This window comes from Variovorax sp. 10L426 (assembly GCF_056395305.1).
In genome coordinates, this window is the sequence record NZ_JBFTJF010000015.1 from 168875 (window position 1) to 193357 (window position 24483).

A 24483-nucleotide genomic window follows, 5' to 3' on the forward strand; every position below is an offset into this window, starting at 1 on the left:
CCGCCAAAGAGAAGCCATGAGCACACTCAACGTTGTCCGCGACGCGCAGAGCCCCGAGGACTACAACCCTCTCGCCAAGCAGAAAGCCGCCGCCAAGCTGTCGCGCATTCCCGTCAAGGTCGTGCAGGGCGAAGTCCTGAAGAAGCCCGAATGGATTCGCGTCAAGGCCGGCTCGCCCACGACCCGCTTCTACGAAATCAAGCAGATCCTGCGCGAAAGCAACCTGCACACCGTCTGCGAAGAGGCCTCGTGCCCCAACATCGGCGAATGCTTCGGAAACGGCACCGCGACCTTCATGATCATGGGCGACAAGTGCACGCGGCGCTGCCCGTTCTGCGACGTCGGCCACGGCCGGCCCGATCCGCTCGACAAGGACGAGCCGATCAACCTCGCGAAGACGATTGCCAAGCTGCGCCTGAAGTACGTGGTGATCACCAGCGTCGACCGCGACGACCTGCGCGACGGTGGCAGCCAGCACTTCGTGGACTGCATCCGCAACATCCGCGAGTTGTCGCCGCAGACGCAGATCGAGATCCTGGTGCCCGACTTCCGCGGCCGCGACGATCGCGCGCTCGAAATCCTCAAGGCTGCCCCGCCGGACGTGATGAACCACAACCTCGAGACGGCGCCGCGCCTCTACAAGGAAGCGCGTCCGGGCAGCGACTACCAGTTCAGCCTCAACCTGCTGAAGAAGTTCAAGGCGTTGCATCCCAAGGTGCCAACGAAGAGCGGCATCATGGTCGGACTCGGCGAGACCGACGAAGAGATCCTGCAAGTCATGCGCGACATGCGCGCGCACGACATCGACATGCTGACGATCGGCCAGTACCTCTCGCCCAGCAACAGCCATCTTCCGGTGCGCCGCTACGTGCATCCCGACACCTTCAAGATGTTCGAGGAAGAGGCCTACAAGATGGGCTTCAGCCACGCGGCCGTGGGTGCGATGGTGCGCAGCAGCTACCACGCGGACCAGCAGGCGCATGAAGCGAAGCTCGCCCCCAGGTCGACTCACTCCGTGTAGCCTCCCACCTCCTACCGGGGGCAACAACCAGCGGCCCGGCGAAGCCGGTTCCGCGGTGTTTCGCGAAGGTGCCTGGCTGCGCCGGCCGGGCTGATCAATACCTCCCGAGCAAACAATGAGCGAATTCGAGACAGCCATCCAACGCGACTTCGGTGCCATCGCCGAGCTTGTTCATCTTCATGCGCAGCAGGCCCCCGGGCGGGCGGCTCTGGCGGATGCCACGCGCGAACTCAGCTATGGCGCGCTCGACACCCTCATGGACCGCATCGCGGCCAGCCTGCAGCGCGACGGCCTGCGTGCCGGCGATGCCATCGCGATCTGCGCGGCATCCAGCGTCAACTACGCAGCCGTGTTCCTGGGCGCGCTGCGTGCGGGCGTCGCGGTCGCGCCGCTGGCGCCCGGCTCCACGCCCGCGAGCCTCGCGCGGATGATCGAAGACGCCGACGCACGCATCCTGTTCGTCGACGAAGCAGCGGCGGAAGTCATAGGGCCCGCGGCGCCCGGCGCCATTCCGCGCATTGCGCTTGACGCCTCGAGCGCGGGCGGCGACTTCGACGACTGGCTCGTCCTCTCCGGCGCGCGGCCGGCAGCGGTCGAACTGCATCCTTCGTCGCCCTTCAACATCATCTATTCCTCCGGCACTACCGGCGAGCCCAAGGGCATCGTGCAGGGCCACGGCATGCGTTGGTCACACGTCAGGCGCGGCGCGAAGTACGAGTACGGGCCCGAGACGGTCACGCTGCTGTCCACGCCGCTCTACTCCAACACCACGCTGGTCGTGTTCTTCCCGACCATCGCATTCGGCGGCTGCGTCGTGCTGATGCCGAAGTTCGACGCAGCCGGGTACCTGAAGCTGGCGGAGCGCCATCGCGTGACACATACGATGCTGGTGCCGGTGCAATACCAGCGGCTGATGGCGCATCCCGATTTCGGCGCGCATGAACTTTCGAGCTTCCGCTTCAAGTTCAGCACCAGCGCGCCGTTCAACGCCGCGCTGAAGGCCGACGTGCTCGCGCGCTGGCCAGGCGGGCTGATCGAGTTCTACGGCATGACCGAGGGCGGCGGCACCTGCATCCTCGAAGCCCATCTGCATCCGGACAAGCTGCATACCGTCGGCCGCCCCGCCGAAGGCAGCGACATCCGGCTCATCGACGAGGCCGGTAACGAAGTCGCACCCGGCGAGGCCGGCGAAGTCGTGGGTCACTCGGCCGGAATGATGGTCGGCTACCACCGCCAGCCGGGCAAGACACGCGAGGCCGAATGGTTCGACCCGGCCGGCAAGCGATTCATCCGCACCGGCGATGTTGGACGTTTCGATGACGACGGCTTTCTCACGCTGTTCGATCGCAAAAAGGACATGATCATCAGCGGCGGCTTCAACATCTATCCGAGCGATCTCGAAGCGGTGCTGCGCGGCCATGGGTCGGTGGCGGATGTTGCGGTGGTCGGCGTGCCTTCGGTGCAATGGGGCGAGACCCCTGTGGCCTTCGTGGTGCGGCACGCCGGAGACGACACGCCGGCCGAGGCGCTCCTGCAGTGGACCAACGCTCAGTTGGGCAAGACACAGCGGCTCGCAGGGGTGCAATTCATCGACGAACTCCCGCGCAGTGCGATCGGCAAGGTGCTCAAGCGCGAACTGCGTGAACGCCACACCGGCTGACGGCGCGCCGGCCGATGCCGACCATGGCGGCGGCAACGGGCTGCTGTGGGTGTTGCTGGCCGCCGCCGTGGTCTTTGCCGTGGTCCGTCCGCGCACGCCGTTGGACTATGTGCGGCTCGTGGACTGGCAGACCGTCGGCGCACTGGCCGGCCTGCTGGCGATCACGCAAGGCGTCGAACGCAGCGGCATGCTGCAGGCCGCGGCGGCGCGGCTGCTGTCGCGCACGACCGAGTTGCGCAACCTCGTCCTGTTGCTCGCCGCGAGCGCCGCGTTGCTGTCGGCACTGGTGACCAACGACGTGAGCCTGTTCCTCCTCGTGCCGCTCACCCGGGTGCTGGCAACGCAAGCGCATCTTCCCTTGGTTCGGCTGGTGGTGATTGAAGCACTGGCCGTCAACGCCGGCTCCGCGCTGACGCCGATCGGCAATCCGCAGAACCTCTTCCTCTGGCATCGATCGGGCGAGAGCTTCGTCGGCTTCATGACCATGATGGCGCCGACTGTGGCGGTCATGCTGTTCTGGCTGTTCGCGGCGATCCGCTTCCTGGTGCCACGCGCGCCGATCACGCTGAAGCCATCGGGCGAAACCACGCCGATCGAACCGCGCCTGCTGGTCTTGTCGGGCGTGCTCTTCATCGGCTTCGTGATTGCGCTCGATCAACGCTGGCTGCTCGCCGGTCTGGCGGGTGTGTTCGGCGCCTTCCTCCTGCTGCGCCCGCGCGTGCTGCTGGGCGTGGACTGGGCCTTGCTCGCGATCATTGCGCTGATGTTCGTCGACCTGCGGCAATTGGCCGAGCTTCCGGCCATCGCCGCGCTTCTGGGTCGGTTGCCCATCGGCGAAGGCTGGCGCGCTTACCTGGCGGCGATCGTGACTTCGCAGTTCATCAGCAACGTGCCGGCCACCATTCTGCTCGACAACTTTGTGCATGACCTGCCCGCTCTCGCGGCGGGCGTGAGTGTGGGTGGCTTCGGATGCGTGCTGGGCTCGCTCGCCAACCTGATCGCGCTGCGCCTTGCGAAAGTGCCGAACGGTCTGCGCGAATTCCATCGCATCAGCATTCCGTTCCTGCTTGTCTGCGGCGCGTCGGCGCTGCTCTTGCGACTGGGGTGAGGTGGCGGGCGACGGGTCCGCTTAAGCTCGGTCCCATGTCTCCTACGCTGAACGCCCTCGCCGCCATCGCACTCTGGGCCACGCTCGCCTCGCTGGGCACCTCGCTCTCGCATCTGCCGCCCTTCCTGCTGACCGGGCTCGCGCTGATGATCGGCAGCGTCATGAGCTGGCCGCTCGTGCTGCGCAATCGCCGCGCATGGGCGGTGCCGGCGCGCACGCTGGCGCTGGGCGTCTACGGTCTGTTCGGTTTTCACTTCCTGCTGTTCATCGCACTGCGGCATGCGCCGCCGGTCGAAGCGAACCTAGTCAACTACCTTTGGCCGCTGTTCATGGTGGTGTTGGCGCCGGTGCTGCTGCCTGGCGTGTCGCTGCGTCCGCTGCACGTGGTGGCAGCGCTGCTGGGTTTTGCGGGCGCGGCCATCGCCATCCTCGGCGCGCGCAGTGGCGTCTCGGCGAACATTGGCGGGAGCTACTGGGGTTTTCTGCCCGCACTGGGCTCCGCGTTCATCTGGGCCAGCTACTCGCTTTGGACGCAGCGCGTGCCGGCGTTTCCGACCACTGCAATCGGCCTCTTCGGACTGGTGTCGGGCGCGCTCTCGCTGGCGTGCCATGCGCTTCTGGAGCCTTCCGTCGCGCTCTCATCGCGCGACTGGCTGCTCGTCACGCTGTGCGGACTCGGCCCGCTGGGCGCTGCGTTCTTCTTCTGGGACATGGCGCTCAAGCGCGGCGACGCGCGGCAGATCGGCATCCTGAGCTACATCACACCGCTGGCATCGACCGCGTTACTGCTGATCGTGACGCAACGCCCGCTCAGTTGGACCATCGCGCTCGCCGCCGTCCTCATCATCTCCGCCGCAGTGATGGGGACGCGGGCGCGAAGGTAGTCAGTCCGCGATCTTGAGCACCAGCTTGCCGAAGTTCTCGCCGGTGAAGAGCTTCGTCAACGCCTCGGGGAAAGTCTCGATGCCTTCGACGACATCTTCACGGCTCTTCATGCGGCCATCCTTGAGATAGCCCGACATCTCGGCCACCGCGAGGTGATAGCGGTCGGCGTAGTCGAACACGACCATGCCCTGCATGCGCGCCCGGTTCACCAGCAGGCTCAGGTAGTTCTTCGGCCCCTGCACGGGCGTCGTGTTGTTGTACTGGCTGATGGCGCCGCAGATGATGATGCGGGCACCGCGCGCGAGCTTGGCCAGCGCCGCGTCGAGAATCTCGCCGCCGACGTTGTCGAAGTAGATGTCCACGCCCTTCGGGCAATGCGTCTTCAGACCCTCGCGCACGGCGGCAGGGCCGGCCTTGTAGTCGATGCAGGCATCGAAACCCAGCTCTTTCACCACCCACTCGCACTTGGCCTGCCCGCCGGCGATGCCGATGGCACGACAGCCCTTGATCTTCGCAAGTTGCCCGACGGTCTGGCCGACCGCGCCGGCGGCGCCGGAGACCAGCACGGTCTCGCCGGGCTTGGGTTCGCCGATGTCCATCAGGCCGAAGTAGCCGGTCATGCCGGGCATGCCCAGGACGTTGAGCCATTGCGTGATCGTCCCGGCATTGAGGTCGATCTTCGTGAGCCCGTTGCGCTTGATCTCCTCTTGCGGGATCAGCGCGTACTCCTGCACGCCGAGCGTGCCATACACGATGTCGCCAACCGCGAACGCCGGGTTGCGCGATGCGGCCACGCGCCCCACGCCGCCCGCACGCATCACAGCGCCGATCTCGACCGGCGGGATATAGCTCTTGCCTTCGTTCATCCAACCGCGCATCGCGGGGTCGAGCGAGAGCGACAGCGCCTTGACGAGAACGCCGCCTTCGGCAGGTTCGCCCGCCGGCTCGGTGGTGAACTGCCAGTTGTCGCGCGTGGCCATGCCTTCGGGCCGCTTGGCGAGTCGAACCTGGCGATTGGTGGGTGTGCTGCTCATGCTCATATCTCCTTGAGGGCTTGCTGGGGCAAGCGCATCGTAGTGCCGACACCCGCCGGGGCTGGTAGCGAAGGCGACAATGGGCCAGGTTTCCTCGCCATTCATCCATGAACCCACCCCCCGCGCATCGCGCCATCCGCGCCGCCGACTGGGTCGCTGGCCTTTCCATCGCCGGACTGCTGCTGCCGGAGGCGGTCGCCTATTCGGGCATTGCGGGGATGCCGCCCCAGTCGGGCGTGATCGCGCTGTTTGCGGGCCTGTTCGTCTACGGTCTTCTGGGAAGCAGCCGCTTCGCGATCGTTTCGGCCACGTCTTCTTCGGCCGCGGTGCTGCTGGCGGCCACGACTTCCGCCGGCGCGCGCGGCACCGCATTGCAACTGGCCCTCAGCGCAGGGATCGTGCTGCTGGCGGGGTGCTTCTTCCTGATCGCGGCGGCGGCGCGGCTCGGCGCCGTCTCGAACCTGATCGCCAAGCCGGTGCTGCGCGGCTTCGCACTCGGGTTGGCGCTCACCATCGTGGTCAAGCAGTTGCCCAAGGTCGTGGATGTGCACCCGGTGCACAGCGATTTCTTTCGCCTTTCGTGGGAGCTGATCACCAGCTTCGCCCAATGGAACTACGCGGGATTGGCAATGGCCGCCATCGGCGTGGCCCTGCTCCATGGGCTGGGGCGCTGGCGCACGGTGCCCGCAGCGCTGCTCGTGATCGCCGCCGGCATCGCATTGGACGTCACCGGCTTTTGCCGCCAATGGCACATTGCCGCAGTCGGGCCGATCGAGCTCGGACTCTCGCCACCCAGCGCGCCGACGCTCACGCGCGAGGAGTGGCTGCGCATGGGCGAACTGGCCTTCGCGATGGCGCTGATCCTCTATGCGGAATCCTGTGGATCGATCCGCACCTTTGCGCTGCGGCACGGCGATACCGTCTCGCCCAATCGCGACCTGCTGGCGCTCGGTGCCGCCAACCTGGCGTCCGGGTTGTTCCAGGGGATGCCGGTCGGCGCCGGCTATTCGGCCACCTCCGCCAACGAAGCCGCCGGCGCACAGAGCCGCGCCGCCGGGCTGATCGCCGGGGCCGTAGTCCTGCTCGCTGCCATCACGCTGCTGCCATGGATTGCCCATACGCCAGAGCCCTTGCTCGCTGCGATCGTGATGCATGCCGTCGGCCACACGCTGAATCCTGGCAGCCTGCGCCCCTACTTCGCCTGGCGGCGCGACCGGGTCATCGCGTTGGTCGCGTTCGGCGCGGTGCTTCTGTTCGGCGTGCTGGACGGCCTGCTGGCAGCCATCGGCGTCAGCCTGCTCCTGCTGTTGCAGGGCCTGTCGAATTCACGCGTGAGTTGGCTCGGCCGACTGGGCCAGAGCCACGACTACGTGGACACTGCGCGCCACCCAGAAGCCCAGGTGCCCGCCGGCATGCTGATCGCACGGCCCGAGGTGCCGCTGTTCTTCGGCAATGCCGACACCGTGTTGGCCGCGGTCCGGACCCGCGTGGAAGCGACGCAGCCGATCAGCCACGTGGTGCTCAGTCTCGAAGAGTCGGCGGATCTCGACGGCACCAGCATCGAGGCGCTGTGCGATTTCGCTGCTTCCGTCCGCCAGCGCGGCGCGCGACTGCTGCTCGCGCGGGTCAAGGACACGGTCCGCGATCTGCTCGAACAGGTGCGCAATCCCGATCTGCCGCCCGCCGCGTACGCCGCCTGGAGCGTGGACGACGCCGTAGAGCAGGCGCGGGCCGCAGCTTCAGGTCAATAGCGCGGTGACAGCGAGTCCGGGTTCGGCGTTGCGCACGGTGAGCTTGCCGCCATGCGCTTCGGCCACCAGACGGCACAGGTACATGCCGAGGCCCACGCCGCCGGTCGCGCGCTGGCGTGCGCTGTCGGTCCGGTAGAAGGGTTCCGCGAGGCGTTCCAATTGCGCCACGTCGACGCCCGGGCCGAAATCTCGCACCTCCAGTTCCACACCCTGCCCAGCCCTGCGCAGTGTCACGCGAGGAGGCGCCGCACCCTCGGCCCCGTGGCGCAGCGCGTTGTCGAGCAGGTTGCGCGCAAGCAGGCGGACGCGCGCGCGGTCCAGCGAGAGCAAAGGCAGATCCGCCAGGATTTCCACGGCGACGTTCTCTCCCCCATCAAGCTCGTCGACCACCTCGCGCACGAGCGCCGCCAGATCGATCGGTTCGCGGTGCAGCGCGGCATGCGGGCTGGCGAGTCGCTCGCTCTCGAGCAGGTCGCTGATGAGGTCGCGCATCTCGGCCAGGTCGCGCAGGAGCGCAGCGCGCTCGGCCGCGCCCTCCGTTGTCGCCGGGAGCAGTTCCGCGTTGAGACGCGCCCGCGTGAGGGGTGAGCGCAACTCGTGGCTCAGCGCCAGCAGCAGCGCGCGCTTGGCGTCGAGCATCCCCTGGATGTCATGGGCCATGGTGTTGATGCGCAGCGCGAGGTCGCCCAGTTCGTCGCGCCGGCGCAGCGGGATCGGTTCCTCGAAGGCGCCGCGCCCGAAGCGCTCCGCGCCAGCACGGATGTCGTCCAGCGGCCGCAACAGCCGGCGGACGTACGCGTAGGCCAGCACGATCAGGGCCAGCAGCAGCCCGAGCGTGATCCAGCCGATGCCCTGCGGCTCACGCTCCCAGGGCAGCGTGCCGACGCCGAAGCTGATGCGGTGGCCATCGGCGGTCGTGCGGCTGAGCCAGTCCCCCCGCGGGCCGAAACCGTGCCGGTGACGGTCTGGATGTGAATCCCAGTTCACGACCGGTCCCTCGATACGGATCGAGATCGGCAGCCGCGTGACCAGCGCCTCGGCGCGGGCCACGTCCGGCGGCGTGCCAAGCTCGGCCACGATGCGATCCACGTAGTCGGCGACGAGCGGCCTGGCGGCGTCGCGCCAGCCGGTCGAGAAGGCCCGCTGCATGCCGCCGAGGAACACCGCGGCCATCGCCAGCGCAAGCAGCACGAACGCGATGATCAGTTGCACACGCAACGAATGCCGCCAGCGATGGCGCCAGCCGTGGCCAGCTCGCCGCGTCCTCATGACGCGCTCTTGCCGACAGCGAGCGTGTAGCCCGCGTTGCGCAGCGTCTTGATGCAGTCCAGCGGCTCGAGCTTCTTGCGCAGCCGGCTCACGACGATGTCGACCGCGCGCGTGTAGAGCTCGGCTTCGTGCCCACGAAGGCGATTCAGGATGTCGTCGCGGCTCCAGACCTTCCCCGGCTGGTCCGCCAGCAGGGCCAGCAGCTCGAACTCGGTGCCGGTGAGATCCACGCGTTCGCCGTGGCGCAGCACCTCGCGCCTGTCGAGGTCAATCGACAGACCCTCGAACTCCCGCCGCTGCGATGGCGCCGCAGGCGGCACCGCCCGCTGGCGGCGCAGGATGGTCTGCACGCGCGCCACCAGTTCACGAGGCTCGAAGGGCTTCGGCAGATAGTCGTCGGCCCCGAGTTCGAGGCCGACCACGCGGTCCATCACCTCGCCGCGCGCGGTCAGCATCACGATCGGGATGTCGCTTTGCTTGCGGATTTCGCGGCAGAGCGCAAAGCCGTCCATCTCGGGCAGCATCACGTCCAGGATGGCGGCGTCATAGGTCGTCGCGCGCAGCTTTGCCAGGCCTTCGCTCGGACGGGTCGCGCTGTCCAGCACGTAGTCGAAGCGCGCGAAGTAACTCGCGAGCGGCGCACCCAGGTGCTCGTCGTCGTCGATCAACAGGATGCGGGGCATTCGGGCATTGTGCATACGCGCAAAGAGAAGGCTCGTCACCAGACCCGAGGGCATGCGTCAGAGGACTTTCATCCCCTTCTCCAGCGGCGGGCGCGGTCCATGAAATCGCGGACCTTCTGTTGCTGCGCCGGATTCAGGTTGTCGAAGAAGTCGGCGGCCGCCGCGATCACTTCGGGGCTGCCGGCCTGCACGGCGGCGCTCTTGTCCTCGACCAGCTTCTTCGCGCGCTCCTGGTCGAGCTTTGCGCCGGCGAACAAGGCACGGAACTCGGCGCGCGGATCGCCGCCGCCGCGCAACGCTGCGCGCTGGGCCTGGATCTTTTCGGTCAGCACCTGGAGCTTCTGCTTCTGCGTGGCGTCGAGCTCGAGCTTGCTGCTCACGCGCTCGACGATGCGCGCACGGAACTCGGCCCGGTCTTGCTCGGAGTCGCCGCTCCAGCCGTGGCGGTGTCCGCAACCGGCCAGGCTGCCCGCAACCAGCGCAGCACCGGCGATACCGAAGAGAGAACGTTTGAACCAGCGTTTCATGAGAGTCTTCCTTTGCATGTGATCGGATCGATCAGGGAGACTCGATGGTGCTTTTGCGCAGCCGCGAAGTCCTTTCGCGACGGTTTCGGCGTGTTTCGTTTTATTGCGGCGCGAGGGCGACCGGCGCTAGCGCGGCGGAGGGTTCCTCGGCCTCGATCACGCCCTGCGCCCAGGATTCGAGCTTTCGGGTGTCGGCACGCAGCACTTCCTGCTTCACGGCCAGGATCTGCGAGGGATGCATCGAGAAGCTGCGCAAGCCCAAGCCGAGCAGCAATCGGGTGAACATGACGTCACCCGCCATTTCTCCGCACACGCTCACGCTCTTGCCCTGGCGCCGGCACTCGGCAATGGTGTCGGCCACCAGCCGAAGCACAGCGGGATGCGCAGGATCGTAGAGATGCGCGACCGATTCGTCGGCGCGGTCGATGGCGAGCGTGTACTGGATCAGGTCGTTGGTGCCGATCGACAGGAAATCGAAGTACTTCAGGAAGGTCTTGAGCGTGAGCGCGGCGGCCGGGATTTCGATCATCGCGCCGAGCTTCACGTTGCCGTGAACGACGCCGCGGTTGTCCAGTTCGGCCCGCGCGAAATCGATGAGTGACAGGGTCTGCCGAATCTCGCTCACGTGCGCCAGCATCGGAATCAGCAGATGGATCTCGCCGTGCGCTGCGGCGCGCAGGATGGCACGTAGCTGTGTAAGAAACATCGCCGGATCTGCCAGGCTCCAGCGAATTGCGCGCAGACCGAGGGCAGGATTCAGGTGCGAGTCTTCGCGGACCGACTTACCGTCGAGCTGCTTGTCCGCGCCGACATCAACGGTCCGAATGGTGACAGGCATGCCCTGCATGCCCTCGACCGCGCGCCTGTATGCCTGGTACTGCTCTTCCTCGTCGGGCAGGCGCGTCATGCGCTGCGCTTCGCGGCCCATGAAGAGGAATTCGCTACGGAACAGACCCACGCCGACCGCGCCGGCTCGGACCGCGCCCACCGTGTCTTCGGGCATCTCGATATTGGCCAGCAATTCGACGCGCTGACCATCAAGCGTCACGGCCGGCTTGTGCCGCAGCCGGGAAAGCCGCCCGCGTTCGAGGTCGCCCTGTCGCTGCTTGAAGCCGTATTCGGCCAGGATGATCGGCGAGGGATCGACGATCACGACGCCAGCATCGCCATCGATGACGACCCAGTCGTCCTGCCGCACCAATTGGCTCGCGCTGCGGGCGCCGACCACGGCCGGGATGTCCATGCTGCGCGCGACGATCGCCGTGTGCGAGGTGCGTCCGCCGACGTCGGTCACGAAGCCCGCGAACACGCTCTTCTTGAACTGCAGCATGTCGGCCGGCGAGAGATCGTGCGCGATCAGCACCAGCGGCACGTCGATGCCGTCGCCGGCAGTGGGGTCGGAATGCTCGTCGTCGTCGTTTTCGGAGGCGCGCTTGCGGCGCGGCGGGTTCGGCGCGAGAACTGCTGCCGTGCCCTTCATCCGGTGCAGCAGGCGCTCGACGACCTGCTCCAGGTCCGCCTTGCGCTCGCGGAGGTACTCGTCCTCCATCTCGTCGAACTGGCGCGCAACCACTTCGAGCTGCGTTGTGAGCGCCCACTCGGCGTTGTAGAGGCGCTCCACGATCCAGTGCTTGACGCCGCCGGTGAGCACCTCGTCCTGCAGCAGCATCTGGTGCACGTCGAGGAGCGCGGAGAGTTCGTGCGGGGCGTCGTTGGGACCCATCAGCGCCACGCTGGCCTGCAATTTCTGCAGTTCCTCGGCCACCGCGTTCCGGGCGACCCGGACTCGGTCGATCTCGGTTTCGACTTCCTCGGGTTTGATGAAATAGTGCGCGACGTCGATGCGGCTCGACACGACGAGCACGGCGCGGCCGATGGCAATGCCACGGGCAACCGGGAGACCGTGGATCGAGAATGTCACGCCTTACCCCACGAAGTGCGCCATCTATTCACCTTCCCCGAACTTGTCGTTCATGAGTGCAACGATGGCATCCAGCGCCTCTTGCTCGCGGTCGCCGATCGTCTCGACTTCCACAGTCACGCCGATGCCGGCGGCCAGCATCATCACGCCCATGATGCTCTTCGCATTCACCCGACGATCGCCGCGCGCAAGCCAGACTTCGCAGGGATAGCTCCCCGCAAGCTTGGTGAGTTTCGCCGAGGCCCGCGCATGCAGGCCCAGCTTATTGCTGATGGTCACGGATGTCTTGGTCACTGTGCTTTCTTCTTGCCTGATTCTGGGGAGCGGTCACGGCCACTTGCATCACGCCCGCGGTTCCTCCGGTGAGCGCACGCTGCACAAGCGTATCAAGCGGTTCGTTCCGATAGCTGACGGCGCGCAGCAACATGGGTAGGTTAACGCCAGCCACCAGGCGGGAGCGGACGCCGTCGACCAGCTTCTGGGCCACATTGCAGGGCGTTGCTCCGAAAACGTCGGCCAGCACGAGCACCTGCGAGCGCGGTGTGCGATGAAGCTGCGCCAAGGTGATGCGCGCTGCGGCGAGAGTTTCGTCGGGGGAGACGTTAGGCAAGACGTCGAGCGCAACGATGAACTGCTCGCAATCAGGAAACACATGCAATGCGCACTGCCGCAGTGCCTGCGCAAGCGGCGAATGAGCAATGATGAAGATGCTGTTCATGTGAGTCGGCAGACAGTCTGCCAATTATGCGGGGGCATCCGTGAGGGTGTAGAAATAAGACAACACAACACGCAGCATCTCATCAACGTCCAGGGCCTGTTTCGTGCCTTTGTCCACTCACGGGATGCGAATACCCTCGAAAAACGTCGCCAGCGCGTCGGACGATGACGGCGAACCCTGTACGGTAGCCTGATAAATCGCCATTCCGTCCGGTCGCTGTTGCGCGAACCAGAGGACGTGGGCCGCGTCGTCGCGGCTTTCGGCCGGTGGGCCCTGGGTATCGAGCCGTGCCGGGGCGGGCGAGGCAGCGGCACGAGGCACGGTGGCAGGGGCCTCGGCGACCTGGGTGCTCGCGAGCTGGGAGCGTGTCGCGGCTCGCCATGCGCGAATCCAGCTCTCGGCCTGCTCGGCACTGCCGGCCGTGGCGTGAGCGACGGCAAACGTGGCGCCCCCGGCCTTGCAACCGGCCATGTCGACTGGAACCGCCTCGGTTCCGAGGGGGATCTGCCGAGTGGCGTGGTCAGGCTTGCATGGCAGCAGAACGACAACGCCGGCGTCCCCCACCGGGGCATCTCGCCAGTTGAAGGTCGGACTGCACGCCGCAAGGGCGATCGCGGCCACGGCGTATGCCGTGCGACTGGGACGAAGGCAGGACGGAGTCGACATGGAAAGGCCATTATCGAACGCCCCTTCGGCGAGCCTGGGAGCCCGGCACGATCCGGCGATGGGAACTAAAATCCGCGAACTCCACCCTCTTCTTCCATGAAAAAGCTCATCTACGCCGCAGCAACTGCGCTAGCCCTGGTCGTCGGCGTGGGCGTGTACCTGAACACTGGCGTTTCCGCAGCGCCGGCATCGACCTTCGTGCTTCTCGACGGTACGAAGAAAAGCACCGAGGACCTCAAGGGCAAGGTCACCCTGGTCAATTTCTGGGCAACGAGTTGCGTCACCTGCGTGGGTGAAATGCCCAAGGTCATCGCGACTTACGACAAATACAAGAATCAGGGCTACGACACCCTCGCCGTGGCAATGAGCTACGACCCACCGGCCTACGTCGTCAATTACGCCGAAACGCGCAAACTGCCGTTCAAGGTGGCGATCGACAACACAGGCGCCGTGGCCAAGGCTTGGGGCGACGTCCAGCTGACGCCGACCACCTACGTGGTCAACAAGCGCGGCGAGATCGTGAAGCGCTATGTCGGCGAACCCGACTTCGCCGAATTGCACAAGTTGATCGAGAAACTGCTCGCCGAGGCATAAAGCCCCCGACGAGTATTCGGTGCTCGCGGCCAGGTGCGAGCTATTTGTTCCTGAAGGAATCGTGGCACGCCTTGCACGTTTCACCGAGCGAGCCCATCGCGGTTTTCAGCGCGTCGAGGTTGCCGGTTTTCGTCGCAACAAGGAGCTTGTCGGTTTCGGCCATCAGCCGATCGCTCAACTCCTTGAACTTGGCCTGCTCCTTCCAGATCTCCGGCTTGGCCTTGCCGCCCTCCGTGCCCGGCCCAAAGCCGGCCCAGGGTAGCCTTGATATCTGGGCGACCACCTCGGCATTGGCGACCGCAACCGTCGCATCGAAAGGAACCCGGCCGTTGGCCATGGCACCCAGGCGCCCCACATGCTGCCCCTGGATGAACATCGCACTCTGGCGGTATTTGATGGCATCCTCAGTCTTGGCGAACTGAGCGCTGGCCGACACGGAAAAGGCTCCGCAAACGGCAGCCAGGATGAGGGTGACGAGAGATTTCATGGTGAATCCTTTTTGCTCGTGCATCGCTGAGTACGGTGCCGTAGTCCAGTTTAGAGATTTGGCGCAGCCAATGGGTAGAGACAACCCGCAAGGCCACTCGCCACCGAAGTTTGCTAATCTGCGGATCCCGCATCCTGCGTCACAGCCACCGATGACCGCATCTTTCGAGCCCACGACGCGCCGCGCGAGGCTGGATGAGCCTGGCGCGATTCGAACGCGTGTCTGGGATCTGCCGACCCGGCTGTTCCACTGGGCGTTGGCGCTGACTGTGATCAGCCTCATTGCAACCGGACTTGGCGGGATCATGGAATGGCATTTCCGTCTCGGTTACACCGCGCTGTCGCTTCTGCTTTTTCGTCTGGTCTGGGGATTCGTCGGCGGTCGTTGGTCGCGCTTCTCGGCTTTCATTTATGCGCCGCGCTCGGTCGTTTCGTATCTGCGAGGTCGTGCGCACCCCGACCATCTCATCGGCCACTCTCCATTGGGCGCGCTATCGGTGTTCGCGGTCCTTGGCCTGTTGCTGGTGCAAGTAGCGACCGGCTTGGTGGCCGACGACGAGATCTCGGCATCGGGGCCGCTGACGCGCTTTGTGCCCGGTTCCGTGGTGAGCGCCGCAACGAAGTGGCATGCCGAGCCAGGCATGTGGCTGGTCATCACGCTGGTGAGCCTGCACGTCCTTGCGGTTCTTTTCTATGTATTTGTCAAAGGCCGGCGGCTGATCCGGCCCATGATTTCCGGCGACAAGCCGCTCGCCGACGGCAACGGCGCGCCGAGCCGTGACGATTTCGCGTCAAGACTTCTTGCGCTTGCCGTGTTCGCGGTCTGCATAGGCTTTGCCGTCTGGATAGCATCATTGCGCGTATGAGCAACTCAATGTCACGTCCCCTGCCATTGGCAGACACGCCCGAAATCGTGCTGCTGACGCCCGACGAACCGCACGAACTCGAAGCCACACGGGCGATTTTTCAGGACTATGCTGCTTCCCTGGGCATCGACCTCGGATTTCAGAATTTCGACGCTGAACTTGTCAACTTGCCGGGTGATTACGCGGAACCGCGTGGCGCCTTGCTTCTGGCACTGGTCAACACGATCGATACGGCGGTTCCCGTGAATGCGCAACCTCTGCAAAGAGCCAATGGCGATCTCGCGCATGTTGCCGGTTGTTGCGCGCTGCGTCCCTTGGATTCGGCGGACTATCCTAATGCCGCCGAAATGAAGCGCCTGTATGTACGTCCGGAATTTCGGGGGGTGGGGCTCGGGCGACAACTGGCGGAAGCCATTCTCGACGCCGCGCGCGGAGCGGGCTACGCGTGCGTACTGCTCGATACGCTCGACGACATGGAGTCTGCGAGGGCACTCTACGAAGACCTCGGCTTCGTCGAAGTGCCTCCTTACTATCACAACCCGGTTGCCGGGTCGCACTACCTCAAGGCTGATTTGTAGCTCGCCCCGTCCTCACGCGGCCCGGAGCGCTACGAACGCGGGGAGCGATCAGCCGCGGGCTTGTGCCAACAGCGTGTCGGCATCGCTGACTTCGAACTTTCCGGGGCCTTCGACGTTTAGCGAAACAACTTTGCCGTCCCTGACGAGCATGGAATAGCGATTGCTACGGATACCCATCCCTCGCGCGGTCAGATCCAACGTCAGGCCGGTCGCATTGGCAAAGGCAGCACTGCCGTCCGCCAACATGCGGACCTTGCTGCCCGTCTTCTGGTCGCGAGCCCAAGCGCCCATGACGAAGGCATCGTTGACGCTCACGCACCAGATTTCATCGACTCCCGCAGCCTTGAAGTCCTCGAAATGCTGCACATACCCAGGTACGTGCTTGGCAGAGCAGGTGGGTGTGAAAGCGCCAGGCAACGCGAACAGCGCGATGGTCTTCCCGGCAGTGGCCTTCGCGACATCGACAGGGTTGGGACCGATGCTGCAGCCCTCCCCTTCGACCTCGGAATATTCCTGGAGGGTTGCAGTGGGAAGCGTGTCGCCGACTTTGATCATTTGAAGGACTCCTGAAAAAGAAAAACGGCCCACATTGTGGGCCGCTTTTGCTCGGGCTGCTTCGCCTGCGATCAGACCAAAACGGCCTTTTCGATCAGACGGGTCACGACCCAGTTCTTCGTCTTCGAAATCGGCCGGCTTTCGGTGATCTCGATGGTGTCGCCCAGCTTGTACTCGCCCTTTTCGTCATGGGCGTGGTACTTGCTGGTCTTGGCCACGATCTTGCCGTAGAGTTCGTGCTTCACACGACGCTCGACCAGCACAGTCACGGTCTTCTCACGCTTGTCGCTGACCACCTTGCCGATCAAGGTGCGCTTGAGGGATTTTTTAGCTTCCGTCATGTTCACTCCTTACTTGGCGGCTTGGGCTTCTTGCTGCTTCTGAGCAAGAATGGTCTTGGCGCGCGCGATGTCGCGGCGCGTCACGCGCAGCGTCGAGGTATTCGACAACTGTTGCGTGGCTTTCTGCATGCGCAGGCCGAAATGAGCCTTCTGCAGATCCTTGATTTCGGCTTGCAGGCCCGCAACGTCCTTGTTGCGCAGCTCGGCGGCCTTCGAAGTCTTGGCCGTAGCCGCAACTTCCTTCTTCTTACGTGTTGCCATGGTGTTCTCCTCGATCAGGCGCCGAGCTGGCGAGCGACGAAGGTCGTACGCAGCGGCAGCTTGGCAGCGGCCAGACGGAAGGCCTCGCGAGCCAGTTCTTCGGGGACGCCGACGATCTCATAGATCACCTTGCCGGGCTGGATTTCGGCGACGTAGTACTCTGGGTTGCCCTTGCCGTTACCCATCCGCACTTCTGCGGGCTTGTGGGAGATCGGCTTGTCGGGGAACACACGAATCCAGATGCGGCCACCGCGCTTGACGTGACGCGAGATCGCGCGACGTGCGGCTTCGATCTGACGGGCCGTAAGACGGCCTCGGTCGATCGACTTCAGGCCGAAATCACCGAACGACACCGCGTTGCCGCGAGTCGCGATGCCGGTGTTGCGGCCCTTTTGTTCCTTGCGGAACTTTCTGCGTGCAGGTTGCAGCATGTTTATTACTCCGTAGTTCTAAGACCGATCACTCGGTCTTGGCACCGTCAGCTGCTGCAGCTGGCGCGGCTTTGCGGACGCGCTTAACGGCGGGTTTCGAGTCTGCACCTGGAGCCGCCGGAGCGGCGCCAGTGGCTTCTGCGGGCTTGTCGCTGCCATCGGCCGGGGCGACGTTGCCGCCGATCGGGCCACGGGCACCGGCGCGCGGACCGCGACGGTCAGAGCCGGGACGATCGCCACCAGGACGGCCATCACGACGCGGGCCGCGAGGGCGACGCTCTTCGTCGGGGCGCGGCGTTTCGACGGCCGGCAGGTCGTTACGACCCAGCGTGTCGCCCTTGTAGACCCAGACCTTGACGCCAATGACGCCGTAGGTGGTCTTGGCTTCCGAGGTGCCGTAGTCGATGTCGGCGCGCAGGGTGTGAAGCGGCACGCGACCTTCGCGGTACCACTCGGTACGTGCGATTTCGATGCCATTCAGGCGACCGGCCGACATGATCTTGATGCCCTGGGCACCCAGACGCATGGCGTTCTGCATCGCGCGCTTCATGGCGCGGCGGAACATGATCCGCTTCTCGAGCTGCTGAGTGATGCTGTCGGCGATCAGTTGCGCATCGATCTCGGGCTTGCGCACTTCTTCGATGTTGACAGCAACCGGCACGCCGAGTTGCTTGCCCAGCTCGCGCTTGAGGTTCTCGATGTCCTCGCCCTTCTTGCCGATCACGACGCCCGGACGTGCCGAGTAGATCGTGATGCGTGCGTTCTTGGCGGGGCGCTCGATCAGCACGCGCGAAACGGACGCGTTCTTGAGCTTCTTCTTCAGGTACTCGCGCACCTTGATGTCTTCGGCCAGCATGCCGGCGAAGTCGCGGTTGCTTGCGTACCAGCGGCTGGACCAGTTACGGCTGACCGCAAGGCGGAAGCCGGTTGGGTGGATTTTCTGTCCCATATTTCTTCCAGGCCTATTAGTTGCCAACCGTCACGTACACATGGCACGTGGGCTTGCTGATGCGATTGCCGCGACCCTTGGCGCGCGCGGTGAAGCGCTTGAGCGTGGCGCCTTGCTCGACGTAGATGGTCTTGACCTTCAGTTCGTCGATATCGGCACCGTCGTTGTGCTCGGCGTTGGCGATGGCCGACTCGAGCACCTTCTTCACGATCACAGCGGCCTTCTTCTGCGTGAATTGCAGAATGTTGAGCGCTTGATCGACCTTCTTGCCGCGGATCAGGTCGGCGACCAGACGGCCCTTGTCGACCGAAAGGCGGACGCCGCGGAGGACTGCACGTGTTTCAGACATGGTCGTTCCTTACTTCTTCTGGACTTTTTTGTCCGCGGGGTGCCCCTTGAACGTGCGCGTGAGCGCAAATTCACCGAGCTTGTGGCCGACCATCTGGTCGGTGATGTACACAGGCACATGCTGCTTGCCGTTGTGCACGGCAATGGTCAGACCGATGAACTCGGGCAGAACCATCGAGCGACGCGACCAGGTCTTGATCGGCTTCTTGTCCTTGGTCGTCACGGCCTTGTCGGCCTTGGCCACGAGGTGGTGGTCGACGAACGGACCTTTTTTGAGAGAGCGAGTCATTTGCTAACCCTTACTTCTTGCGACGCGACACGATGAAGACTTGCGTGCGCTTGTTGTTACGGGTGCGATAACCCTTGGTCAGGTTGCCCCATGGGTCGACAGGATGGCGGCCTTCGCCGGTCTTGCCTTCGCCACCACCGTGTGGGTGGTCGACCGGGTTCATCACCACGCCGCGAACGGTCGGGCGGATACCCATCCAGCGCTTCACGCCGGCCTTGCCGAGCTGGCGCAGGCTGTGTTCTTCGTTGGCGACTTCACCGATGGTCGCGCGGCACTCGACGTGCACGCGGCGGACTTCGCCCGAACGCATACGGACCTGGGCATAGACGCCTTCACGGGCCAGCAGCGTGGCCGAGGTACCGGCCGAACGGGCGATCTGCGCGCCCTTGCCAGGCTGCAGTTCGATGCAGTGGATCGTCGAACCCACAGGGATGTTGCGAATCGGCAGCGTGTTGCCGGCACGGATCGGAGCTTCCGAACCGCTCAACAGCGTTGCACCAGCTTCCAGACCGCGCGGGGCGATGATGTAGCGGCGCTCGCCATCGGCGTAGCACACGAGCGCGATGTGGGCGGTACGGTTGGGGTCGTACTCGATACGTTCGACCTTGGCCGGGATGCCGTCCTTGTTGCGCACGAAGTCCACGACGCGATAGTGGTGCTTGTGGCCACCACCCTTGTGGCGGGTCGTGATGTGACCGTTGTTGTTGCGGCCAGCCTTCTGGAATTGCGGCTCCAGCAAGGCCGCGTGCGGCGCGCCCTTGTACAGGTGGTCTCGCGAGATCTTCACCGCGCCGCGTTGGCCCGGCGAAGTGGGTTTCATCTTGATGACGGCCATGATTAAGCGCCTTCCCCGACGAGGTTGAGCTCTTGACCAGCCTTGAGCGTCACATAGGCCTTGCGAACGTTGTCGCGGCGACCGATGGACTTGCCGAAGCGCTTGGTCTTGCCCTTGGTGTTGAGCACCGACACGCCCTGGACTTCGACCTTGAACATCAGTTCAACAGCGGCCTTGATCTCGGGCTTGGTGGCATCCTGCAGCACCTTGAAGGTGACGGCATTCGACTTCTCGCCGACCATCGTCGCTTTTTCAGACACGATCGGGGCGATCAGCACATTCATCAGGCGACCTTCATCGAACTGACGTTGTGCGGGAGTAGGGTTCATGCGGCTCATGCGAACATCTCCTTGAGCTTATCGACGGCACCCTTGGTGACCAGCACCTTCTTGTAGTGAACCAGCGACACCGGATCGGCGTAACGCGGCTCGACCACGAGCACGTTGACCAGGTTGCGCGAGGCCAGGTACAGGTTCTCGTCGACTTCCTCGGCGATCACGAGCACGGACTCGAGATTCATTGCCTTGAACTTGGCGGCCAGCGCCTTGGTCTTGGGAGAGTCGACCTTGATCGAATCGACCACGGCCAGACGACCTTCACGAGCGAGCTGCGAGAAGATGGAGGCCATGCCGGCGCGATACATCTTCTTGTTGATCTTCTGCGAGAAGTTTTCGTCAGGCATGTTCGGGAAAATGCGGCCACCCCCACGCCACAGCGGCGAGGAAGTCATACCGGCACGGGCGCGGCCCGTTCCCTTTTGCTTGAAAGGCTTCTTGGTCGAGTGCTTGACCTGCTCGCGGTCCTTCTGGGCGCGCGTGCCTTGGCGGGCGTTGGCCTGGAATGCGACGACGATCTGGTGAACCAGGTCTTCGTTGTAGTCGCGGCCAAACACGGTCTCGGGGGCGTCGTACTTCGACGCGGCCTGGCCTTGTTCGTTCAGGAGTTCGAGTTCCATTACTTCGCTCCTTCAGCGGCTTGCGGCCTAGCCTTGACAGCCGGACGCACGGTGACGAAGCCACCCTTCGAACCCGGAATTGCACCCTTGATCAGGAGCAATTGACGGGCTTCATCGATCCGGATCACATCGAGGTTCTGGGTCGTCACGGTGACATCGCCGAGGTGGCCCGTCATACGCTTGCCGGGGAACACGCGTCCGGGATCCTGCGCCATGCCGATGGAACCCGGCACGTTGTGCGAACGGCTGTTGCCGTGCGACGCGCGCTGCGAGCTCATGTTGTGACGCTTGATCGTGCCAGCGTAGCCCTTACCAATGGAAGTGCCCTGCACGTCCACCTTCTGGCCGACCGCAAACACACTGGCGGCCGCAATGACGCCACCAGTCTTGTGCTGACCGGCCGTGTCGGCGGTCACGCGGAATTCCTGGATGATTTCGCCAGCTTCGACACCCGCCTTGGCGAGGTGACCGGCTTCAGGCTTGGTAACACGCGATGCCTTGCGCGAACCGAACGTCACTTGAAGTGCGACGTAGCCATCATTCTCTTGGGTTTTGATCTGGGTCACACGGTTGTTGGACACATCAATCACCGTGACAGGAACAGCATCCCCGTCATCGGTGAAGAGACGCATCATCCCCACCTTGCGGCCCAGCAACCCGAGGGAGTTGCTCAGACTCATTGGTTTTCTCCAAAACTTCCGCCGCTGCCACTTCAATTGGCGACAGCGTTTGGTATACGAAAGAAGGTTAATAAAGCTCCGCGCAAAATGAACCCTGGGGCGCAATTTTGGCAGAGCCGAAGATTATAGCGCGCAATGCGCAAATGCTGCAACGGGGATGGTGGCCCCGGCTGGGGGCCTACTTCACCTGCATCGATCGGACCCTATCCCCGCCGGGGCTTTGCTTGAGCTCACCGGCACCCGGCAGCGCTGAAGGGGACTGGCCCACTTGGACGGGAATCGAAGTTGCGCTGGTCGCGCCGTACTGAGTCGTGAACACGTGCAGATAACCGATACCCGCTGCGGACGGGGTGACTTTGATCGTCAATGAGGTGACTTCGCCTGCTGGCAGCGTCCGAGTCGCAGCGACATCGCCGAGCGCCAGACCACCCTCAGTCGTCAACCGAAGCGCCGCTCCGCCATGTTCCGTCACTCCGTCGAAGGTCAACACTAAGGGAATGGCGACGCCAATCGCGGGCGTTCCGTCGATGCGATATCGCACGACCACTCCTGAACCGTTTGCTTTCATTGGAGCTGTCTTCATGGATGTGCTCGCCGGCGCACCCTTGACCATTCCAGGCGCCTTCGCGCCATCAGCTGCCGCGCTTGAAGGAGCGAGCAGCGCCAACACCAACACCAACGCCAGCGTGACGGCAGCGCATGCGCCTGGGCCCATTTTCAAAGGTGCAGCGTTCATTGGATGGTGACGTTGAAACATGTGGAGGCCGATGAGTTGTTGAAGTCATTGATCACCAGAATGCTCTCCCCGGCCGGCAAACTTACGGCGGCCGTCTCGCTCTGACCCAGCCCGTCGGCCTCGGCAATCTGGCCACCGTTGTAAACCGCGAAGTCAGGATCGACGGCCGTCGACGTGCCAGCGACCGTGACGGTGTAGTTGCCCGCCGATGGCACGGTAAACCGAAGATAGACGTAGCTCCCCAGCTTGTTGCCGGAACCCGCCTGATTAGAGACGCAAGCCGAATTGACTGCACCTGGCGTGGCCCGTTGGTACATCGGTAGCGCGACGGCAACGCCGCCATTGTTGGTTTCCGACCCACCGAATGGGTCGGATGCGGCACTGATGCTCTGCCCTGCCAGCAACGTGGCCAAGTTCGAAGCACTTCCCGGTGCCGCCGAAGAAAAGGCGACTGCGAACGGGTGAACGGAAGTCACAGGCAGGCCGTTCTTGAAGGGGCCAGTCATCGTGTCGTGGATCGCCTTGAAGCCGACCTGCCCGTTCAGATTCCAAATGATCGACTGTATGGACGCCTCGCGGAACCAGCCAGGGTTTGAATCAACGCCGGTGCGGAGATCAACGTTGGAGCCCTGCGCTTGGCCAGGGCCGACCGAATCGGTGTAGTTGCTGCGCCCGAGCGCAATGCCGGACCACGCATTGCCCCATCCTTCGGAAAACGCGACCCGGCGATCAAGGCTGTCCGTGATGGCGTGGCTCCCGCCCGGCGAATCGTCTCGACTGAATGCCGACTGATAGTAGTGACCCCATTCATGGGCAATCACCGACGAATCGTACTCGTCGGTGTCGACGTTCTCCTTGCCCAGAACATAGATGGCACGGCCTGCACTTCCGTTGCTGAAGAAGGTCGTTCCAATCTGGCCGAGGGCTGGATTGCCTGTGGCCGGAACGTTGTTGGCGTTCCAGAACACACGCAACGCGGGAAAGGCCGTGTTTGGCGCGACCGACAGGACTTTCGCCTGGGCCGCGTAAATCGTATCCAGAGCGGCGAAAGGTGCCGCTACACGCGTCCCGCTGTAGCTCGATCCGCCCCACCCGGACGGGGCATGAATGTCACGCGAGAGCGAAGCAGTTGTCCCTGAGGAGAACGTTGGCGTCTCCATCGCATAGATGGCGTTCGATTGTGTGTTGTCACGGACCGAGACGTCCCAGCTTGCACCAGCGCCGACTTGCGACATCTGCGCCCTGACGCGCACGATGAGCGACGTGCCCGACGGTACGCTCACAGAGTACGCGCCGTTTGCATCTGTACTTGTTGAGGCGATGACGGTCGACGCGCTGTTCAAGATTTCGATCACAGCCCCCCGAATCGGCTTGGCGCTGCTCGCCGCATAAGCCAAAGCACCTGTCGTGTTGGGGATCGAATCGTACGTAGCGACACCGCTCAAGGTGACGGAAGCGGCGGCTGGCACGCCTGCGGCGGGCGACGGAACCGCACTGATTCCACCTCCACCACCGCCACCACCGCCGCATCCTCCCACGAGTGCCAACGCTGCCGACAACGCCAATCCCCGCCAAAACAATCTGCATTCCATATCCAGCGCCTCGCTAGCCTTCGCAACGGCCGGTCGCCGCATGTTTCTAGGATGCCACACCCGTAGGCCAAAAGAACAAAGCCCGCTTGCAGAAGTGCAAGCGGGCTTTGCCAAGTAAGTAGACGTTTTTACTGGAGCTTGATCTCAACGTCGACGCCGGCCGGCAGGTCGAGCTTCATGAGTGCATCCACGGTCTTGTCCGTTGGATCGACGATGTCCATCAGGCGTTGATGCGTGCGGATCTCGAACTGGTCACGGCTGGTCTTGTTGACGTGCGGCGAACGCAGGATGTCGAAGCGCTTCATGCGAGTCGGCAGGGGCACAGGACCCTTGACGATCGCGCCGGTGCGCTTGGCGGTGTCCACAATCTCTGCAGCCGATTGGTCGATCAGCTTGTAGTCGAACGCCTTCAGGCGGATACGGATTTTTTGCTTGGTAGCCATGGTTATTCCTTCGTGCGTTCGATCAGATGTCGAGGATCTTTGCCACGACGCCCGAGCCCACGGTGCGACCACCTTCGCGGATCGCGAAGCGCAGACCTTCTTCCATGGCAATCGGGTTGATCAGCTTCACCGTGATCGACACGTTGTCGCCGGGCATGACCATCTCCTTGTCCTTGGGCAACTCGATCGCCCCAGTCACGTCCGTCGTGCGGAAGTAGAACTGCGGACGGTAGTTGTTGAAGAACGGCGTGTGACGGCCGCCCTCGTCCTTCGACAGAACGTACACCTCGGCGGTGAAGTG

At 64.1% G+C, this 24483-nt stretch carries 32 protein-coding genes; 8 read left to right on the forward strand and 24 right to left on the reverse strand.

The genetic code is table 11. From position 1 onward, the window contains the following. The first annotated feature begins 16 nt into the window (after positions 1-16). The 4 genes from lipA (at position 17) to AC1DHL_RS21955 (ending at position 4673) form a co-directional block, all read left to right on the forward strand. On the forward strand, positions 17-1021 hold the full coding sequence (lipA, locus tag AC1DHL_RS21940) for a lipoyl synthase (RefSeq protein WP_478163352.1): 1005 nt from the start codon (positions 17-19) through the stop codon (positions 1019-1021). A gap of 115 nt (positions 1022-1136) precedes the next feature. Beyond that, on the forward strand, positions 1137-2681 hold the full coding sequence (locus AC1DHL_RS21945) for a class I adenylate-forming enzyme family protein (protein WP_478163353.1): 1545 nt from the start codon (positions 1137-1139) through the stop codon (positions 2679-2681). Next, complete coding sequence (locus AC1DHL_RS21950) at positions 2662-3789, forward strand: SLC13 family permease (RefSeq protein WP_478163354.1); 1128 nt, start codon at positions 2662-2664, stop codon at positions 3787-3789. Before AC1DHL_RS21945 ends, AC1DHL_RS21950 begins: the two co-directional genes overlap by 20 nt. Before the next feature lie 35 nt (positions 3790-3824). Next, positions 3825-4673 carry a DMT family transporter gene (locus AC1DHL_RS21955; protein ID WP_478099127.1) on the forward strand — a complete coding sequence of 283 codons (849 nt, stop codon included), beginning with the start codon at positions 3825-3827 and terminating at the stop codon, positions 4671-4673. On the opposite strand, the gene AC1DHL_RS21960 is transcribed toward AC1DHL_RS21955, so the two are convergent. Next, the gene (locus AC1DHL_RS21960; RefSeq protein WP_478163355.1) at positions 4674-5708 is read right to left on the reverse strand and encodes an NADP-dependent oxidoreductase; all 1035 of its coding nucleotides are present in this window, start codon (positions 5706-5708) and stop codon (positions 4674-4676) included. Positions 5709-5815: 107 nt separating this feature from the next. Here AC1DHL_RS21960 and AC1DHL_RS21965 point away from each other — a divergent pair, with 107 nt between their 5' ends. Beyond that, a complete protein-coding gene (locus AC1DHL_RS21965) occupies positions 5816-7459 on the forward strand; it encodes a SulP family inorganic anion transporter (protein WP_478163356.1) in 1644 nt (547 codons plus the stop codon). On the opposite strand, the gene AC1DHL_RS21970 is transcribed toward AC1DHL_RS21965, so the two are convergent. From AC1DHL_RS21970 to AC1DHL_RS22000, 7 genes are all read right to left on the reverse strand, one after another. Next, on the reverse strand, positions 7448-8728 hold the full coding sequence (locus tag AC1DHL_RS21970) for a HAMP domain-containing sensor histidine kinase (RefSeq protein WP_478099131.1): 1281 nt from the start codon (positions 8726-8728) through the stop codon (positions 7448-7450). The genes AC1DHL_RS21965 and AC1DHL_RS21970 overlap by 12 nt on opposite strands. Further along, positions 8725-9411 carry a response regulator transcription factor gene (locus AC1DHL_RS21975; RefSeq protein WP_478099133.1) on the reverse strand — a complete coding sequence of 229 codons (687 nt, stop codon included), beginning with the start codon at positions 9409-9411 and terminating at the stop codon, positions 8725-8727. The genes AC1DHL_RS21970 and AC1DHL_RS21975 overlap by 4 nt, the downstream gene beginning before the upstream one ends. Positions 9412-9479: 68 nt before the next feature. Then, positions 9480-9938, reverse strand: coding sequence for a Spy/CpxP family protein refolding chaperone (locus AC1DHL_RS21980; RefSeq protein WP_478099135.1), 459 nt, complete (start codon positions 9936-9938; stop codon positions 9480-9482). Between the two features lie 100 nt (positions 9939-10038). Beyond that, positions 10039-11859, reverse strand: coding sequence for a phosphoenolpyruvate--protein phosphotransferase (gene ptsP, locus AC1DHL_RS21985; protein ID WP_478163357.1), 1821 nt, complete (start codon positions 11857-11859; stop codon positions 10039-10041). Positions 11860-11883: 24 nt separating this feature from the next. Next, on the reverse strand, positions 11884-12153 hold the full coding sequence (locus AC1DHL_RS21990) for an HPr family phosphocarrier protein (protein ID WP_478099139.1): 270 nt from the start codon (positions 12151-12153) through the stop codon (positions 11884-11886). Continuing rightward, on the reverse strand, positions 12122-12577 hold the full coding sequence (locus AC1DHL_RS21995) for a PTS sugar transporter subunit IIA (RefSeq protein WP_478099141.1): 456 nt from the start codon (positions 12575-12577) through the stop codon (positions 12122-12124). Before AC1DHL_RS21995 ends, AC1DHL_RS21990 begins: the two co-directional genes overlap by 32 nt. Positions 12578-12694: 117 nt before the next feature. Beyond that, positions 12695-13243 carry a hypothetical protein gene (locus tag AC1DHL_RS22000; RefSeq protein ID WP_478163358.1) on the reverse strand — a complete coding sequence of 183 codons (549 nt, stop codon included), beginning with the start codon at positions 13241-13243 and terminating at the stop codon, positions 12695-12697. A gap of 96 nt (positions 13244-13339) precedes the next feature. On the opposite strand from AC1DHL_RS22000, the gene AC1DHL_RS22005 reads away from it, so the two are divergent. Beyond that, on the forward strand, positions 13340-13837 hold the full coding sequence (locus tag AC1DHL_RS22005) for a TlpA disulfide reductase family protein (protein ID WP_478163359.1): 498 nt from the start codon (positions 13340-13342) through the stop codon (positions 13835-13837). 40 nt (positions 13838-13877) lie between these two features. On the opposite strand, the gene AC1DHL_RS22010 is transcribed toward AC1DHL_RS22005, so the two are convergent. Then, on the reverse strand, positions 13878-14324 hold the full coding sequence (locus tag AC1DHL_RS22010; protein WP_478099147.1) for a c-type cytochrome: 447 nt from the start codon (positions 14322-14324) through the stop codon (positions 13878-13880). Between the two features lie 151 nt (positions 14325-14475). Between AC1DHL_RS22010 and AC1DHL_RS22015 the strand changes: the two genes are divergently transcribed. Both AC1DHL_RS22015 and AC1DHL_RS22020 read left to right on the forward strand, forming a co-directional pair. Then, positions 14476-15189 (forward strand): cytochrome b/b6 domain-containing protein, encoded by a 714-nt coding sequence (locus AC1DHL_RS22015; protein ID WP_478163369.1) that lies wholly within the window; start codon positions 14476-14478, stop codon positions 15187-15189. After that, positions 15186-15767 carry a GNAT family N-acetyltransferase gene (locus tag AC1DHL_RS22020; protein WP_478163360.1) on the forward strand — a complete coding sequence of 194 codons (582 nt, stop codon included), beginning with the start codon at positions 15186-15188 and terminating at the stop codon, positions 15765-15767. Before AC1DHL_RS22015 ends, AC1DHL_RS22020 begins: the two co-directional genes overlap by 4 nt. A 48-nt stretch (positions 15768-15815) precedes the next feature. Here AC1DHL_RS22020 and AC1DHL_RS22025 read toward each other — a convergent pair whose 3' ends face one another. From AC1DHL_RS22025 to AC1DHL_RS22095, 15 genes are all read right to left on the reverse strand, one after another. After that, positions 15816-16322 carry a redoxin family protein gene (locus AC1DHL_RS22025; protein ID WP_478099151.1) on the reverse strand — a complete coding sequence of 169 codons (507 nt, stop codon included), beginning with the start codon at positions 16320-16322 and terminating at the stop codon, positions 15816-15818. 71 nt (positions 16323-16393) lie between these two features. Next, a complete protein-coding gene (gene rpsQ / locus AC1DHL_RS22030) occupies positions 16394-16663 on the reverse strand; it encodes a 30S ribosomal protein S17 (protein WP_478099153.1) in 270 nt (89 codons plus the stop codon). 9 nt (positions 16664-16672) lie between these two features. Continuing rightward, positions 16673-16924, reverse strand: coding sequence for a 50S ribosomal protein L29 (gene rpmC, locus AC1DHL_RS22035; protein WP_478099155.1), 252 nt, complete (start codon positions 16922-16924; stop codon positions 16673-16675). A gap of 14 nt (positions 16925-16938) precedes the next feature. Then, positions 16939-17355 carry a 50S ribosomal protein L16 gene (gene rplP, locus AC1DHL_RS22040; protein WP_028250943.1) on the reverse strand — a complete coding sequence of 139 codons (417 nt, stop codon included), beginning with the start codon at positions 17353-17355 and terminating at the stop codon, positions 16939-16941. 28 nt (positions 17356-17383) lie between these two features. Beyond that, positions 17384-18304 (reverse strand): 30S ribosomal protein S3, encoded by a 921-nt coding sequence (gene rpsC, locus AC1DHL_RS22045; RefSeq protein WP_435518133.1) that lies wholly within the window; start codon positions 18302-18304, stop codon positions 17384-17386. Positions 18305-18320: 16 nt separating this feature from the next. Next, positions 18321-18653, reverse strand: a complete 333-nt coding sequence (rplV, locus tag AC1DHL_RS22050; RefSeq protein WP_019657678.1) for a 50S ribosomal protein L22 — start codon at positions 18651-18653, stop codon at positions 18321-18323. 9 nt (positions 18654-18662) lie between these two features. Further along, on the reverse strand, positions 18663-18941 hold the full coding sequence (rpsS, locus tag AC1DHL_RS22055) for a 30S ribosomal protein S19 (RefSeq protein ID WP_007838132.1): 279 nt from the start codon (positions 18939-18941) through the stop codon (positions 18663-18665). Positions 18942-18951: 10 nt separating this feature from the next. Further along, positions 18952-19776, reverse strand: a complete 825-nt coding sequence (rplB, locus tag AC1DHL_RS22060; protein WP_028250945.1) for a 50S ribosomal protein L2 — start codon at positions 19774-19776, stop codon at positions 18952-18954. Between the two features lie 2 nt (positions 19777-19778). Beyond that, positions 19779-20114, reverse strand: coding sequence for a 50S ribosomal protein L23 (gene rplW / locus AC1DHL_RS22065; protein ID WP_478099158.1), 336 nt, complete (start codon positions 20112-20114; stop codon positions 19779-19781). Then, on the reverse strand, positions 20111-20731 hold the full coding sequence (gene rplD, locus AC1DHL_RS22070; RefSeq protein ID WP_286569495.1) for a 50S ribosomal protein L4: 621 nt from the start codon (positions 20729-20731) through the stop codon (positions 20111-20113). The genes rplW and rplD overlap by 4 nt, the downstream gene beginning before the upstream one ends. Then, complete coding sequence (gene rplC / locus AC1DHL_RS22075; protein ID WP_478099159.1) at positions 20731-21411, reverse strand: 50S ribosomal protein L3; 681 nt, start codon at positions 21409-21411, stop codon at positions 20731-20733. The genes rplD and rplC overlap by 1 nt, the downstream gene beginning before the upstream one ends. A 178-nt stretch (positions 21412-21589) precedes the next feature. After that, complete coding sequence (locus AC1DHL_RS22080; protein WP_478163361.1) at positions 21590-22147, reverse strand: hypothetical protein; 558 nt, start codon at positions 22145-22147, stop codon at positions 21590-21592. Continuing rightward, complete coding sequence (locus AC1DHL_RS22085; RefSeq protein ID WP_478163362.1) at positions 22144-23739, reverse strand: hypothetical protein; 1596 nt, start codon at positions 23737-23739, stop codon at positions 22144-22146. The genes AC1DHL_RS22080 and AC1DHL_RS22085 overlap by 4 nt, the downstream gene beginning before the upstream one ends. Before the next feature lie 128 nt (positions 23740-23867). After that, entirely contained in the window at positions 23868-24182 is a 315-nt protein-coding gene (rpsJ, locus tag AC1DHL_RS22090) for a 30S ribosomal protein S10 (protein ID WP_028250951.1), read from the reverse strand. A gap of 22 nt (positions 24183-24204) precedes the next feature. After that, positions 24205-24483: EF-Tu C-terminal domain-related protein (locus tag AC1DHL_RS22095; RefSeq protein WP_478163363.1), on the reverse strand; the 279-nt coding region annotated here is incomplete at its 5' end.